The sequence below is a fragment of the Xanthobacter sp. DMC12 genome, from assembly GCF_056314105.1.
In genome coordinates, this window is sequence record NZ_JBQUYZ010000001.1 from 173,276 (window position 1) to 187,978 (window position 14,703).

Here is a 14,703-nt window from a genome sequence, read left to right on the forward strand (position 1 = left end):
GCGCCTTCAGAACCGCAGCCGCAGCTGCGCGGAGGCGGTGCTGTTGGAATAGCCGTCGCCGAAGCTGCCGCGATATTCGAGATAGCCGTCGAGATTGGCCGTCAACGCGAAGGAGAGGCCAGCCGCCGCCAGAGCCAGATCGCTCGGCCCGCCGGAGAGAATGTTGAAGGCGACGGTGCTGTCTGAAAGGAAGGCGGCACCGAGGCTCGCGCCCGTGTCGAGATATTCGTGCTGCCAGCCCGCCTCAAGGCGCAGCGTCACCGGCAGGGCCGAGAGCGACAACGGCTGGATCACGCGCAGGCCGAGGGTGGATTGCAGCGACTGGGTGGTGTCGGCCGCGACGTTCAGGTTGAACACGCCGGCCCCGCGCTCGGCGAAGGTGTCGGTGCCCAGCGCCGCATAGGCGAGGCGCAGATAGGGCTCCAGCTTCGCGCCGGGGGCGTAGGCATAATCATAGCCTGCCTCGCCCACCACCGCGCCCGCATTGCCCGAAAAGTTCGAGCGTGCGGTGAAGAGCGTGCCGCCGTACGCGATGGAGCGGCTCATGTCGTAGGTCTGGTAGCCGTAGGTGCCGAACAGGTTGGCGTAGAAGGCGCCCCACTGTTTTTCCGCATAGAGCGAGGCGGTCCACTGGTCCACCGAGCCGGAGGCGGGGGTGGTGAAGCCGAGGTTGGCGGTCTGGTAGCTGAAGACGACACCGCCGCGCGTATCGTCGCCGAACGCCCGCTCGATGCCGCCGAGCACGCCGCCGCCGGAACTGGTGGTGGTGCCGTTGCCGGTGTTGGTGCTGCCCCAGTTGCCGAACGGGCGCAGCCACACGCCGTTCTCCGGCGCTGGTGCGGCGGCCGGCGAGAGTGTGGCCCACGGGCTGGAGGCTCCAGACGCGGAACCGGTCGCGGCATAGGCATTGCCGGAAAGGCTCACCTCGCCCGCGCCATAGGAGAGCAACGCGCTGCCGCCGCTCGGCAGGGCGCCCGTGCCGCGCGTGGCGGCGAGCTGCTGGCTGATCTGTCCGTTGATGGTGCCGAAGGTCGCCATGCCGGCCGTCTTCGCATCGGCCAGAGGGGCGCCGGACATCTGGTTGATGAGGTTCGCCACCTGCCCGTCGGTGCCGACATAGAAGCTGTCCAGCACCGGGCTCAGCGGGGAGGAGAGGGAGAGCCGCTGGTAGTTGAGATCGATGCCCGCCGCGAGTGAACGCCCCGCCAGCGAAAGACCGGCGAGCGAGGTGGTGGCGTTGCGGGTGAGCACCAAGGTCGCCCCGTCCGCATCGTATGTCACGGCGGCGGAGAGCAGGCTGTTGGGCGTGGTCACGTCGGCGAAGCTGCCGGAGATGTCGGAGGAGGAGACGAGATCGTAGCTCGTGGTCTTCGACCGGATGCCAGTGGCGCCAAGCACCGCCACCGTGCCGTCCAGATCGGCGCTCGTCGCGACGATGGGCGCGGCGCTCCATTGCGGGGAGAGATAGACGCCCAGCGTGCCGCCGGCCGACTGGGTGTAGGACTTGGTTTCGATGGCGCTGTCGGCGGTGAGGATCAGCGTGCCCCGATCCTTCACGGCGAAGGAGCCGATACCCACTGCCGTGCCGGTGAAGGCGAGGCTCACCGGCGTGCCGTCGCCGCCGACGCTGACGTTCGCGAGGCTCTCCAGCGTGCCCGAATAGACGAAGCTCGTGTCCGCCCCGGCCAGCACCGTGAGGCTGCCGAGCCCGCCGCCCAGCACGTCGCCGTTGAGGATGCCGCCGCTCCAGGTGATGGCGTCGGCATAGGTGGAGGAGAGCGCAAGGTCGCCATAGACGGTGCCGTCCTGCAGCAGGACGCGCGTGGCCGAGCCCTCGCCGGTGAGGTCGATGGCGATGCCGGCATTATTGCCTTCAAAGGCGTAGATGCCGCCGCGATTGGTGAGCGTGCCGATGCTGCTGCCGCCCGCCACCTTGATGGCGGTGGCGCTGCCCGATGCGCCGGTCGTGGCGGTGATGCCGCCGGTATTCACGAGGCCGCCGGTGAGGGTCACCGCTCCGGCGGTGGCGAGCGCGGTGTCCACGCCCAAGGTGTCGAGGGTTGTCAGCTGCGCCGCCCCCAGCGCCTTCCCGTCGATGGGTGTACCGATGGCGATGCCGATGGCGGTGTCGTCGGTGCCACCCGCCTGCGCCGCGATGACGCCAGAGTTGGTCAGCGTGCCGCCCACCGTGCCGGAGGCGATCTGGAGGCCAACGGCTTTCGCCCTCGCCGCGCCACTCGCGTCCGCGATGCCGGCCTCGGCGACGGCGATGACGATGCCGGAATTGACGATGCTGCCGCCGACGCCGCCCGTTGCATCAAGCGCGAGACCATAGGCGAAGGCGGACGCATGCGCCGTGCCGCCTCCGGCGGAGGCGTTCGCCGTGGCGATGCCGCCGATGGTGCCCGTATTGAGGAGATCGCCGCCGATGCCGGCACCGGATGCGGTGAGGACGCCGAAGGCCGATGCAACCGCCTCCGCGTCGGTGCCAACCACGGCGCCGCTGCCCGAGGCGGTCACCGTGGACAATGCGGTCGCGCCGATGGTGGCGGAATTGGTGAAGGTGCCGGAAATGCCCTGATTGCCGCTCAGCATGACGCCCATGGAGAGCGCCGAGCCAACGCCGTGGGTGATCGCGTTCGCGTTGCCGGTGGCCGAGACGAGGGTAGCGACGGAGGCGCCGGAGAGGATGTCGGCGCTATTGGAGAAGCCGCCGATGCCGCCTGTGGAGGCGATGAGGCCGCTCGCGAGCACGATGCCGGTGGCGTCCGCCGTCGCCGTGCCGCTGCCGCCCGAGGCCGTCGCGGTGGCGTTGAAAAGGCCGGACGCGCGGGCGGAGATGGCGCCGGAATTGACGATGGAGCCGGTCACCTGGCCCGGCAGCGCGAGCACGCCCATGGCGAGCGACAGGCCGTCCGAGACGGTGGTCGCCTGCGCGCTTGTGCCCGTGGCGGTGGCCGTGCCGGAGATGGCGAGCGCCTGCTCCACGGAGATGATGCCGGAATTGGTGAAGTTGCCGTCGAGGCCGTTGAGGCTCGCGTAGATCCCGTAGCTCGCCGCGATCGCACCGTCGAGGCCGGGCAGGGTGCTGAGCTGGGTGGACTGGCTGAGTGCCGAGGCCACCGCCGCGCCGTTGGATGCGGTCGCGCTGGCGGAGTTGGTGAGCGTCACCGTCGAGAACAGGTCGATGACGCCGGAATTGGTGATCGCCGTGGTCGCGACCGTGCCGCTTGCCGGCGCGGTCGTCGCCGCCGTGATGTCGAGGCCGAAGCTGTTGAACGTCGGCGAGGCGGAGGTGGCCGTCGCGCTCGCCTTGGTGCCGCCTGTCGCGGTCGCGGTCTGGGTGGAGGCGAAGGTCGAGGTGAGGTCAATGACGCCGGAGTTCGTCACCTCGGCGATGTTCGGCGCGCTGACCAAGATGCCAATGGCCTGGTCGGTGGCGTTCATCAGGCCGGCGACGAGGAAGCTCTGTCCCGAGGAATAGGTGACGTCCGCCACCGCCGCGCCGTCCGACAGGGCCGATCCCGCAAATGAGCCGACCGCGCCGGAGGAGATGAGGATGCGCCCGCTGTTGCGCACGGTGGCGCTGTAGGTACCAACCTGGAGGCTGCTCGCCGCCACATCGATGCCGACGAGCCGCGTATCCACATAGCCGGAGGCATTGGCCGTAGCCTGCTTGCCGGTGGGACCGCTCGCGGCAGAGGCAACGAGCTTGCCGCTCGCCGAGGCCGAGGCCGTCAGCGCCACGGTGCCGCTGTTGACGATGGGCCCGGTCAGATTGTCCACGGACACGCTGATGCCGGTCAGCTCGACGGCGGCAAAGTCCTGCTGCGCCACAAGCGCCTCGTCCTTGGCCGCGGCGCTTGCGGTGGCGGTCGTCTTCGCGACGCCGGTAACCTCGATGGTGCCGCTGTTGGTGAGCCCGCCGAGGCTGCCATTGGCGAGATTGACGCCATAGCCGATCACCGCTGCGCCCACCGAGCCGGCCTCGAGCGAGGTCGTTGGGCCGGCGGGGGAATTGTAGTTCACCAGCTGGGCGATCTTGTCCGCCGTCACCTTGCCGGAGGACGTCGCCGTCGCCGAGGCAGCGACCGAGATGGTGCCCGTATTCTCGAACCGGCTGATGGTCAGCCCGTTCGTCTGGACGCCCGAGGCCTCGGCGTTGGCGGTGGACTGGATCATCAACCCGGTCGCTTTCGCGGCGGTGGTTGTAACCGAGAACTGGGTTGCCGCCGTGATGGAGGCGGCGACATCGATGATGCCGGAGTTCTTTAGGACCCCCGTCGCGCCGACGGGCGTCGCCATGCCGGACTGGCTCATTATTACGCCGACGGCGCTGGCGGTGGCCGAGGCCAGCAGCGTGCCGGTCCCGGTCTGGGCAAAGCTCTGGCTGATAGCGGCAGAGGCGCGCACCTTGATTGTGCCGGCATTGTCGAAGCTGTTGGCCGCACCCGTTTCATAGCCGGCAAAGCCATAGGCGCTCATGCCGGTGACGATGTCCAGCTGGGTGACCTTGTCCGACTGGGTGATGGTGACGTTCGCCGTGTTGGCGACGTCGATGATGCCCGTATTGGTGTTGGTGACGCCGCCGGCGAAATAGCTGTCCAGTTGCACCCCGTACGCATACTCGGAGATGGCCACCGCGCTGCTGGTCTTGATGACGGGCTGATCAGTGACGACGCGGTGCGCCAGCACAGTCCCGCTGTTCTGCACGCTCCCGGAGGAGGGCGCGGTGCCATACAGGACGATGCCCTTGGTGACGCCCGAGGCATCGACCGACGTGCCGCCGGGATGGAGCTTCAGCTTGGTGATGGTCTGCGTGACGCTCACCGTGCCCGTGTTCAGGATGCCGGCGCCGTCGGTAAGGGCGGTCCGGTTGATTTCCAGCGCCACCGAGCTGTTCTTGGTGGTCTCGGTATAGACGATGCCGCCGAGCACGGTGACGCCGCTGAAGGGCACGCCCGGCGTGGCGCTATTGAGCGAAACCGGCGCCGTGAGCACCGTGCCCGAGGGAACGATGTAATCCCCGGCCCGCGCCACCGGCGCGGCCAGCGCCAGCGCCAGCAGCGAGGTCGAGGCGAGCAGGCTGGTCGCAAGCAGGCGGGACATGCGCATCTCTCCCGGGCGGCGGGCGGCTTCGGTTGCAAAATGGACGAATGGGAACCCTGCGGACGTTACCTCCCGATTCGGCTCGCGCGCAATGCGCTGCGTGGCTTTCTCCCGCTTCATTTCCAACGGTTCTCGGGCGTGGTTAAGGTGTTGCACCGCACCGTCGCGCCACCCCGCCCTTGATCGCCCCCCTGTCCACGGCGAGACTGGTGCGTCGCCGCCGGGGCGGCCGGGCACCTGTTTCATGCGTCTGCTTCTGGTCGAGGACAATCACGAGCTTGCCGACTGGCTCGCCAAGATCCTGCGGCGGGACAATTTCGTCGTGGACGTGCTCAATGACGGGGAGGCGGCGGACCAGGCGCTGGCGCTGGAGACCTACGATCTCGTCATCCTCGATCTCGGCCTGCCCGGCATGGGCGGGATGCAGCTGCTGAAGCGGCTGCGCAGTCGGGCCAACGCCGTTCCGGTCATCATCCTCACCGCCAATGCCAGCCTCGACGGGCGGGTGGCCGGGCTGGATGAAGGGGCGGACGATTATCTCGCGAAGCCCTTCGACATTGCCGAGCTGGAAGCGCGCATCCGCGTGCAGCTGCGCCGCTCGGCGCGCCGGCCCGATCCGCTCATCACCTGCGGCACGCTCGCCTTCGACACCAACACCCGCCTGTTCCGCCTCGGCCCCGAGCCTCTGGCGCTGACCCCGCGCGAGCATGCGGTGCTGGAGGCGCTGCTCATCAAGGCCGGGCAGACGGTGAGCAAGGCGCAGCTTTCGCAGAGCATCTTCGGCCTCGACGATCTCGCCGACCCCAGCGCCATCGAGATCTATGTCCACCGCCTGCGCAAGAAACTGGAGGGGGCCGACGTGCGGATCGTGACCCTGCGCGGGCTCGGCTATCTGTTGCAGCATGCGCATGGATAGCCTGCGCCTCCAGCTCCTGCGCTGGCTGCTGCTGCCGCTGGCGGGGCTCGTGGCGGTGAACGTCTTCACCAGCTGGCGGCAGGCGAGCGCCACCGCCGATCTGGTCACCGATCGCACGCTCGATGCTTCGGTGCGCGCCATCGCCGAGGATGTGCGCATCGACCGGGGCGTCATCGACGCCATCGTGCCGCCCGTGGCGCTGGAGATGTTCGACACGGGGCATCGCGACCGGGTGTTCTACCGGGTAGACACGTCGGCCGGGCGCCTGCTCACCGGCTATCCCGACCTGCCGCTGCCCGAGCCGCTGCCGAAGGCGAGCGCGCCCGTACATTTCACCGGCAGCTACCGCGGCAGCGACCTCAGGCTCGCGGCCCTGTCCTATCCGCTGGTGGGCGCCACCGATGGCGCGCGGGTGACGGTGGTGGTGGGCGTCACGCTCGCGGGCCACGCGGCCATGGTGCGGGAATTGTGGGTGGGCAATTTCGGCCAGCAGCTCATCCTCTTGGTGGCGGCCGGCGTTCTGGTCATCATCGGTCTCGGCCGGGGGCTGGCGCCTCTCATGCGGCTGCGCGAGGCGGTGATGGAGAAGGGGCGGGACGATCTCTCGCCCTTGCCGGACCACGCCGTGCAGAGCGAGCTGCGCCCGCTGGTGGCCGCGCTCAATACCTATATGGGCCGGGTCGCGGGGCAGATGGCGGCGCAGCGCCGTTTCGTCGCCAATGCCGCGCATCAGCTGCGCACGCCGCTCGCCCTGCTCTCCACGCAGGTGGCCTTCGCCCGTCGTACCGGGGAGGCCGCCGAGCGAGCCGAGGCGCTGGCCGGCGCGGAGGAAAGTACCCGCCGCCTCGCCCGCCTCGCCGCCCAGCTCCTCACCCTGTCCCGCGCCGAGCCCGGCAGCCGCCGCCCGCGCGACGAGGACATCGACCTCGCCCAATCCGCCCGGCAGGTGCTGGAGGGGCTCGCCCATCTGGCGGTGGAGCGGGACATCGACCTCGGCCTCGACGTGAACGCGCCCGCCGTGACGCGCGGCGATGGCGCCATGACGCGCGAGGCGGTGGTGAACCTCGTGGAGAACGCCCTGCGCTACACGCCCAAGGGCGGCACCGTCACCGTCACGGTGGATGGCGGGGCAGGAGAGGCGGGTCCTGAGGCGGTGTTGGTGGTGGAAGATTCCGGGCCGGGCATTGCGGCCGAGGAGCGCGACAAGGTGTTCGAGCGCTTTTACCGGGTGCCGGGGACGCCGGGGGAGGGCTCCGGCATCGGCCTTTCCATCGTGCGCGAGGTGGTGGATGGTGCCGGCGGCAGGCTTTTGCTCGGTACGGCCGCGGGCGGAGGGCTGAGGGTGGAGATGCGGCTGCCGGGGGTGTGACTCAGCTCTCGCGCCCCGGGCGCATGTAACGAAGTGGAATGCGAGCCGGGGCCCAGCGCAAGGGTCCGCCGAAGGCGCTTCTTGACCTTGGCATCCTGGGGCATTGCCCCGCTGCGCGGGAGCCTCGCGCTGGACCCCGGATCAGCGCTCCGGCTCGCGCCGTCGCTTGTCCGGGGAACGCAAACGGCAACGGCCCCGGAGTCGTCCCGGGGCCGTCGTGCGGGAGGGATAAACCCTCAATTCTGCTCGCTGTAGGGCACCGGGCGCCATTTCACGAGACGGTTCTCCACCAGCGTGATGAGGAATTCCATCACCAGCGCCACCACCGCGAGGATGATCATGGCCGCGAACACGCCGTTGGCGTTGAACGCGCCCTGCGCGGTCGCGATCAAGAGGCCCACGCCCTGCTTGGCGCCGAGGAATTCGCCCACCACCGCGCCCACCAGCGCGAAGCCGAAGGAGACGTGGAGCGAGGCCAGGATCCAGCTCATGGCCGAAGGGATGATGACCGAGGTGGTGATCTGAAAGGGCGAGGCGCCGAGGATCTGGGCGTTGGCGATCATCGCCCGGTCGGCCTCGCGCACGCCCTGGAAGGCGTTGGCGAACACCACGAAGAACACCATCACCACCGCCAGCGCCACCTTGGACGCCATGCCGAGGCCGAGCGCGATGATGAAGATGGAGCCGAGCACCACGCGCGGGATGGAATTGGCGATCTTGATGTAGATCGAGAACACGTCCGCCAGCAGCTTGTTACGGCCGAGAACGATGCCGCACACGATGCCGCCCACGGCGCCGATGAAGAAGCCGAGGATGGTTTCCTCCAGCGTCACCATGATCTGCACCCAGAGCGGGCCCTGCGAGGTGCCTTCCGTCATCCACACCCAGATCTGCTCGGCGATGCCGGAGGGGCTGGCGAAGAAGAACGGGTCGATGAAGCCGGTGCGCGCGCCGATCTCCCAGATACCGAGCACGGCGACGAGAATGGCAATGCGCAGCGAGATGACGAGGGCGCGGCGCGCCTTGAGCCGGGCACGGGCCTTGGCCTCGATCTCGGCCTCGGTGGGCACCGCGCGGGCGGCGGCGAAGGGGGCGGAAGCGGCGTCTGCCTGCATGGTCATGGTCGTTCCTCCCGTTCAGTGGCCGGTGTCGAGGGTGCGCTGCTGGCCGATCTGCACTTCCTCGCGCAGGTCGTCCCAGATGGTGCGGCAGCGCTCGACGAAGGCGGCGTCGTAGCGGATTTCCGCCATCACCCGCGGGCGCGGCAGATCGATGTGGTAGACGCTCTTCACCGTGGCCGGGCCGGCGGTGAGCACATACACCTTGTCGGCGAGCGCGACGGCCTCTTCCAGGTCGTGGGTGACGAACACCACCGAGGCGCCGGAGCCGGACCACAGGCTCAGAAGCTCGTCCTGCATGTTGGTGCGGGTCTGCACGTCGAGCGCCGAGAAGGGCTCGTCCATGAGCAGGATCTTCGGCTCGTTGATGAAGGTCTGCGCGAGGGCCACGCGCTTGCGCATGCCGCCGGAAAGCTGATGCGGATAATGGTGCTCGAAGCGGGCGAGGCCGACGCGCGCGATCCAGTCCCGCGCCTTCTCGTAGGCCTGCGCCTTGGGCAGGCCACGATAGAGCGGGCCGGCGGCCACGTTGTCGAGCACCGAGCGCCAGGGGAACAGCGCATCCGCCTGGAAGACGAAGCCCACGTCCTTGTGGATGCCGTTGACCGGCTGGCCCATCACCCGCACCTCGCCGGCGCTCGGCTTGGCGAGGCCGGTGACGAGGTTGAGCGTCGTGGACTTGCCGCAGCCGGTGGGGCCGACCACGCAGGCGAACTCGCCGCGGTCCACCGTCATGTTGAAATCCCGCAGCGCCGTCATGGACTTGCCATTGGGCGTCAGGAACCGGCGGGTCACGTTGTCGAGCTCGATGGCCGGGCCGACGCCGGCGGCGGCCATCACGCCGGGGACCACCGCCGGGCGGGCGGGATCGAGGGTCTGAAGGGACATGCGTTTCCTCCCGCCGCCGGCACGGGGCGCGGCGACCTTGGTTCTGTCGGAGTGTGATGAGGGGCGCCGCGACAAGGCCGCAGCGCCGGGGTCAACTGAAAGGCGTCAGTTGCCGAGGGTCAGTTGCCGAGTGTCTTGGCGGCGTTGTCCACGTAGGTCGTGGTGTAGGTCTTGGACAGGTCGATGGCCTTGCCCTGCACGTTCTTGGAGAAGGCTTCGAGCACCTTCAGCACCGTCTCGGGGCCACCGGCGGGCATGCGGCCGTCGGGCGTGAACTGCGCCTTACCCTCGGCGAGACCCTGGATGTAGAGATCCTTGTCGCCGACGTAGTAATCCTTCGGCATCTTGTCCGCGATCTCCGCCGCCGAGTGGCTGGCGATAAAGCGCATGGTGCGCACGAAGGCGTTGGCGAGCTTCTGCGCTTCCTTCGGATGGCTCTCCAGCCAGCTCGCCTGCACATAGAAGGAGGCGGCCGGATAGAGGCCGCCGAGGGCCGCCACGGTCTTCTCCGGCGTGCGCATGTCGATGAGGATCTTGGCGACGCCCATCTTCACCAACTGGCCGATGGTCGGCTCGGTGGTCATGCCGGACTGGATCTGGTCCTGCTTCATGGCGGCGATGAAGGTGTTGCCCGCGCCCACCGGCAGCAGGGAATAGTCGCCCGGCTTCAGGCCGCCCTTGAAGGCGAGATAGCGGGTGAGGAAGTCCGTGGAGGAGCCGAGGCCGGTCACGCCCAGCGTGTGGCCCTTGAAGTCGGCGGGAGACTTGATCTGGTCGGCATACTTGGTCGCGACCATCTGCACTTCGCCGGGCGCCTGGCTGAACTGCACTACGGAGGTGATAAATTTGCCCTTGGCCTGAAGATCGATGGTGTGGTCGTAAAAGCCGACCACGCCCTGCACGGCGCCAGCGAGCAGCTCATTCTCCGCCTCGACGCCGGCGCGGGAATTGATGAGTTCCACCTCGAGCCCTTCGTCCTTGAAGTAGCCGAGGGCGTTGGTGAGGGCGGCGGGCAGGTAGATCTGCTTCTCCATGCCGCCGACGATGATCGTCAGCTTCTCGGCATGGGCGACAGCCGGGCCAAGCAGGCCGGCGGCGATGACGGCCGCGCCGGCGAGGGCCTTCAGGCGGCCACGCGCAAAGAGAGTCGCAGAGGATTTCAGCATGTGATGCCCTTCCCTTGAGGGCGCCCTGCGCCCGCGTTTCCCGGTGGTGGACCTGCGGCACTTTTGAGACGGCCGGCTTTTCCACTCAACCACGCATAAACCCTCCCAGCTTTCAGTCGGCTTTCATTCCGGAAAGGAACGCGAAAGGAATTGCAATGCCCTTCCGTCAGTACGCCAGCCGTGCCATGAGCAGTGGTGTCGGGATCGGGCTGGAGAACCGTGTCATGTCGCTGCCGTCGCGCGTCGTCGCCTCGCTCAAGGCGTCCATCGGCGATGTGGTGTTCGGCATGGAGGATGGCACCGTTTCCATCTTCGGCCTCGTCTTCGGCGTGGCCATGAGCACCAACGATCCCCACGCGGTGCTGATCGCCGGCGCCACCGGCGCGGCGGCGGCGGCCGTGTCCATGATGGCGGGCAGCTATCTCGATGCGGAATCGGTGCGCGACGCCCGCCGCGCCCGTCGCAACGGACCGGTGGATGCGGCAGAGGCTCAGGCTCAAGTGGAGACCGTGGCGGCGGCCCTCACCCGTGGCGGCATGGCGGCGGCCGACGTGGCGCAGGTGTCCGAGGCGCTGAAGCGTGCGCCGCGCGCCACCCTCGGCCTGCGCTCCGAACTGGACGAGGCGGACGACGGCGCCAGCCCCACCGCGCACGCCTTCTGGATGTTCGTCTCGGATCTCTTCGCCGGCTTCACCCCGGTGCTGCCCTTCGCCTTCCTGCCGATGGACCAGGCGCGGATCGTCTCGCTGGTGCTGACGACGGTTCTGCTGGTGGCGCTGGGCATCGGCCGCGGCATCGTGGCGAAGCGTTCCATCGTGCGGGCCACGGCCGAGACGCTGGCCATCGCCGCCTCCGCCGCCGCGGCGGGCGTGCTGGTGGGGCGGCTGCTGTCCTGAGGGTTCAGGCGCCCTTCAGATAGTCGGCGAAGCGGGTCCGGAAGTCCGGGTAGTAGTGGCCGATCACGTCCATGTCCAAGCGGGCGAGGATGTGGTCCTTGGCCTCGCGGTCGAGCAGGAAGCGGAAGGCGGCGTCCACGCAGGCCGCCGGCGTCTGCGCGCCGCCGGTCAGTTCTCGCCACGTGGCGGGCGCCATGGTGACGACATGCTGCGTCTCGCCCGCCGCATCGCGGACTGTGACGGCGAATTTCAGCGGCTCACCGCCGGCAGTCTGCCTCACCTCGATGATTGCGTCGTTCCCTGCCATTCCCGGCCCTCCGGCTCGGGACATCCTAAGTCATCGGGAGGGGTGGAAGCTGGGCCGCGGCTTAATGTCCGGCCGGCCCGTCGCCGCCTCTTCTGGCATCGAACTTGTTTGCCTGCGCGCGAGGGAAACCAGGGACAGGCCCATGCAGCCAAAGCCGGATGCCGACGATTATCTCGCGCTCTTCGGGCGCTACAAGGCGGATTTCGGGGACGTCTACATGGACCCCGAGGACGAGCGCTTCCGCCTGCTGTTCGACCAGATCTGCCGGATGCTGACCCAGCCGTCGCCCTTCAATCTGGCCCTGCCGGAGCAGTTCCGCGCGACCGCCTTCCGCTATCTGGAGGGCGACCCGCACACTGTGGCGCACATGACCACCATCGAGAACCGGCACTTCATGCTGAGTGACCTGTTCGACTACGTGCATCTCGTGAACACCATGGGCGGGCGCTGGGACCAGCGCGGACGCTGAGGCCGCCATAGGGCGGAAACCGGCCCGGAAGGCAACGTGCCCCCCGGGCCGAAGCGGTTACTTTACGGCCTCGATCTCGCCCACCCGCCAGCTCTTGTCGAAGAAGGACGGCAGCGGGCTGTAGAGGCGCAGGATCGTGAACCAGCCCTTGCCGGGCATGGTCTGGACCCAGTTGCCGCGCGCCACGCCCTGGGGCTGGGTCGGACCGAACCAGATGGTGGTGGTGCCGTCCGCCGCCGCCTCGGCCGCCGGGGAGGGATAGCTCTGGCTGCCGGCGCGAGGATAGTTCTGCGGCGTCTGCAGCATGGAGCGGGTCTGGTTGTCGTAGAGCGTGAGCGACCAGAACGCCGCCGCCGGGATGTGCGGCGGCAGCACCACCTTGTAGGTCTTGGCGCCGTCGAAGGGATTTCCCTCGGTATCGAGGAAGCCCATCAGATACTGCGATCCGATGCCCGGCACGCGCATGATCATGCCGGGGGAATCCAGCGTGTAGCCGTAATAGAAGGCCGTGCGGGAATCGAGTGTCCGCGCACCGGTCGGCGGCAAGGGCTTGAACACGCCGGCCTCGAAGACGGGCGGGGGCGTCTCGAAGAAGGCGCCGCCCTGCCACAGCATGCTGCCCCATCTGGAGTCCTTGTAATAGGCCCAGTCCGGGTGCTTCATCGCGTAGCGCCAGTTGAGCGCCCGCCCGGTCGCCTGCCCGAAGGCCGCGGCATCCGAGAGGATCTTCTTCATCCGCGCATCGGGATTGAACGGCTTGCCGTGGACGATGCCGATGGCGGCGAGCTGGCCGGCCAGCTCCACGTCGTAGCTGGTCGCCGGCTGCATCTGGATGTTTTCGTTGATCAGCTCGAAGAAGCCGATGTCGCTGGGAGGGATCGTGTTGAACGACAGGCCGCTGCCCTCGATGAACTTCGTCTCGGGGATCTTGGGCTCGGGGGCGATGCGCACCTTGCCCTCGAGCGCCTGTGCGAGGCTCGAGCCGTAGGACCCCGGCTGGTAGGGATAGACCTTCATGGTCTTCTTGATGTTCTCGATCGCGGGCTTGGGATCGTTGTCCTTCAGGTAGGCCCGCGCCGCATAGAGCGCGAAGTTCGTCTTCGAGCGCCCGATGAAATAGCCGCCTTCCGGCAGGGGGCCGTCATAGTCCGGCCCGACGATCAGGTATTTGCCGCCGAGGCCGCGATCCGGTCCCGGCCCGCCGATGTCGATGATCCACGAGAACCACATGTCGTTGATGGTGCCCACCGCGTCGGAGGGCTGCTCCACCACGACCGGGCCTTTGCTCAGGTCGAGCCCGGTCAGGTAGTAGACCGTGTCGGCGTTCGCCGTCAGGAACAGCGAATGGGAATCCATCAGCTTCGAGAAGATGACCACATCGCCGGGCTTGGCGCCGATGCTCTCGAAGCCCTTGACGATGGCCAGCGCCGAGGCGCCGCGGAAGCTGTTGTTGTAGGCGGCCAGGGCCTGGTTGAAATCCAGGATGTCGTAGGTCTTCTCAGCCGTCTCGGCCGTCGGCACACCGTCCTTGAAGGTCAGCGGCCCGAAGCCGGTGCCGATCGACGCCGGTGCGCCGAGCTGTTCCACGACCTTGGCCGGCACCTCGGCCTGCGCCGCCGCCGAGACAAGCAGCGCGGCCGCCACGGCCGAGGCGCGAAGCGCAGGCGCATGACTTTTGCTGAACGATCCGAGTTTCACGATCGGCTCCTCCCCACTCAGAGCCGCGCAGATTAAAGGCCAAGACAGCGCTTGAACATCGGTGCCTCAAGCAGCATGGCGCGCGCCGCAAAGCGCGGGCGCCAGGACTGGCGCGGGCGTCGGGGCGGCGGATCAATCCTGCGGCGCGGTGAGGATCTGGCCGGCGATGAAGGTTTCCGCCCGGCGCCAGGCCTCGTCATTGTCGCCCCGGAAGGTATAGAGCTTCTGGAAGACCACGCGCCCCGCCTTCACCGAGACCACCTCCACCTTGGCCATCTGCACGAGCGTGCTCATCTTGTGGATGCCGCCGACCACGAGCAGGTCGGCACCGGCCTGCTTCGCCGCCTCGGCCAGTTCCGGCACCGCGCCGGCTGTCAGGGCGCAAGGGGCGGGGTCGCAGTCCGGCGTCACCACGCGCAGGCGCCCGCCGGCGGCAAGGTCCGTGGCGAGGGCGGCCATGAAGGCCTTCAGCCGCGCCTGATGCTCTGCGGTCTGGTCGCGCGGCTCGCCGGAGGAATCGCTGTAGGTGAAATCGATGATCGCCACGCCGCGTGCCTCGCCGCCAGCGGCGGCGCCGCTCGCGAGTGTGCCGAGGACGGCGAGGGCGGGCAGGAGCGGGAAGGGGCGGAACGCCATGGTCGTGTCTCCGGTCTGATGGCCTGAGCGTGCCGGCCGGACCGCGCCCCGGCCAGAGACGGCCTCACGCCGACGGCCGGGAAGATTTCCCGACGTGCGCCGGCGATCTTCCGCCGCCGGGCCCGCGTCCC

11 protein-coding genes are annotated in these 14,703 nt (G+C 68.5%); 4 read left to right on the forward strand and 7 right to left on the reverse strand.

Annotated features, from left to right (window positions below):
* Positions 1-6 precede the first annotated feature (6 nt).
* Positions 7-5,109, reverse strand: coding sequence for an autotransporter domain-containing protein (locus tag ACT535_RS00665; protein ID WP_476363011.1), 5,103 nt, complete (start codon positions 5,107-5,109; stop codon positions 7-9).
* A 244-nt stretch (positions 5,110-5,353) separates the two neighbouring features.
* Here ACT535_RS00665 and ACT535_RS00670 point away from each other — a divergent pair, with 244 nt between their 5' ends.
* Positions 5,354-6,025 carry a response regulator gene (locus tag ACT535_RS00670; RefSeq protein WP_168456713.1) on the forward strand — a complete coding sequence of 224 codons (672 nt, stop codon included), beginning with the start codon at positions 5,354-5,356 and terminating at the stop codon, positions 6,023-6,025.
* Positions 6,012-7,394, forward strand: coding sequence for a sensor histidine kinase (locus ACT535_RS00675; RefSeq protein ID WP_476363012.1), 1,383 nt, complete (start codon positions 6,012-6,014; stop codon positions 7,392-7,394). The genes ACT535_RS00670 and ACT535_RS00675 overlap by 14 nt, the downstream gene beginning before the upstream one ends.
* 236 nt (positions 7,395-7,630) lie before the next feature.
* Here the strand turns inward: ACT535_RS00675 and ACT535_RS00680 are convergent, their stop codons facing one another.
* From ACT535_RS00680 to ACT535_RS00690, 3 genes are all read right to left on the reverse strand, one after another.
* Positions 7,631-8,515 (reverse strand): ABC transporter permease, encoded by an 885-nt coding sequence (locus tag ACT535_RS00680; RefSeq protein ID WP_371745082.1) that lies wholly within the window; start codon positions 8,513-8,515, stop codon positions 7,631-7,633.
* A 15-nt stretch (positions 8,516-8,530) separates the two neighbouring features.
* On the reverse strand, positions 8,531-9,349 hold the full coding sequence (locus ACT535_RS00685) for an ABC transporter ATP-binding protein (RefSeq protein WP_476363970.1): 819 nt from the start codon (positions 9,347-9,349) through the stop codon (positions 8,531-8,533).
* Positions 9,350-9,519: 170 nt separating this feature from the next.
* Complete coding sequence (locus ACT535_RS00690) at positions 9,520-10,563, reverse strand: ABC transporter substrate-binding protein (RefSeq protein ID WP_476329177.1); 1,044 nt, start codon at positions 10,561-10,563, stop codon at positions 9,520-9,522.
* A 227-nt stretch (positions 10,564-10,790) separates the two neighbouring features.
* Between ACT535_RS00690 and ACT535_RS00695 the strand changes: the two genes are divergently transcribed.
* On the forward strand, positions 10,791-11,462 hold the full coding sequence (locus tag ACT535_RS00695) for a VIT1/CCC1 transporter family protein (protein ID WP_476363013.1): 672 nt from the start codon (positions 10,791-10,793) through the stop codon (positions 11,460-11,462).
* A gap of 4 nt (positions 11,463-11,466) precedes the next feature.
* Here ACT535_RS00695 and ACT535_RS00700 read toward each other — a convergent pair whose 3' ends face one another.
* Positions 11,467-11,769, reverse strand: coding sequence for a hypothetical protein (locus ACT535_RS00700; protein WP_476363014.1), 303 nt, complete (start codon positions 11,767-11,769; stop codon positions 11,467-11,469).
* A gap of 142 nt (positions 11,770-11,911) precedes the next feature.
* Between ACT535_RS00700 and ACT535_RS00705 the strand changes: the two genes are divergently transcribed.
* Complete coding sequence (locus ACT535_RS00705) at positions 11,912-12,238, forward strand: hypothetical protein (protein WP_476363015.1); 327 nt, start codon at positions 11,912-11,914, stop codon at positions 12,236-12,238.
* 57 nt (positions 12,239-12,295) lie between these two features.
* Here ACT535_RS00705 and ACT535_RS00710 read toward each other — a convergent pair whose 3' ends face one another.
* Both ACT535_RS00710 and ACT535_RS00715 read right to left on the reverse strand, forming a co-directional pair.
* Complete coding sequence (locus ACT535_RS00710; protein WP_476363971.1) at positions 12,296-13,882, reverse strand: DUF1254 domain-containing protein; 1,587 nt, start codon at positions 13,880-13,882, stop codon at positions 12,296-12,298.
* A gap of 186 nt (positions 13,883-14,068) precedes the next feature.
* Complete coding sequence (locus ACT535_RS00715) at positions 14,069-14,572, reverse strand: DUF2380 domain-containing protein (protein ID WP_476363016.1); 504 nt, start codon at positions 14,570-14,572, stop codon at positions 14,069-14,071.
* Positions 14,573-14,703 lie beyond the last annotated feature (131 nt).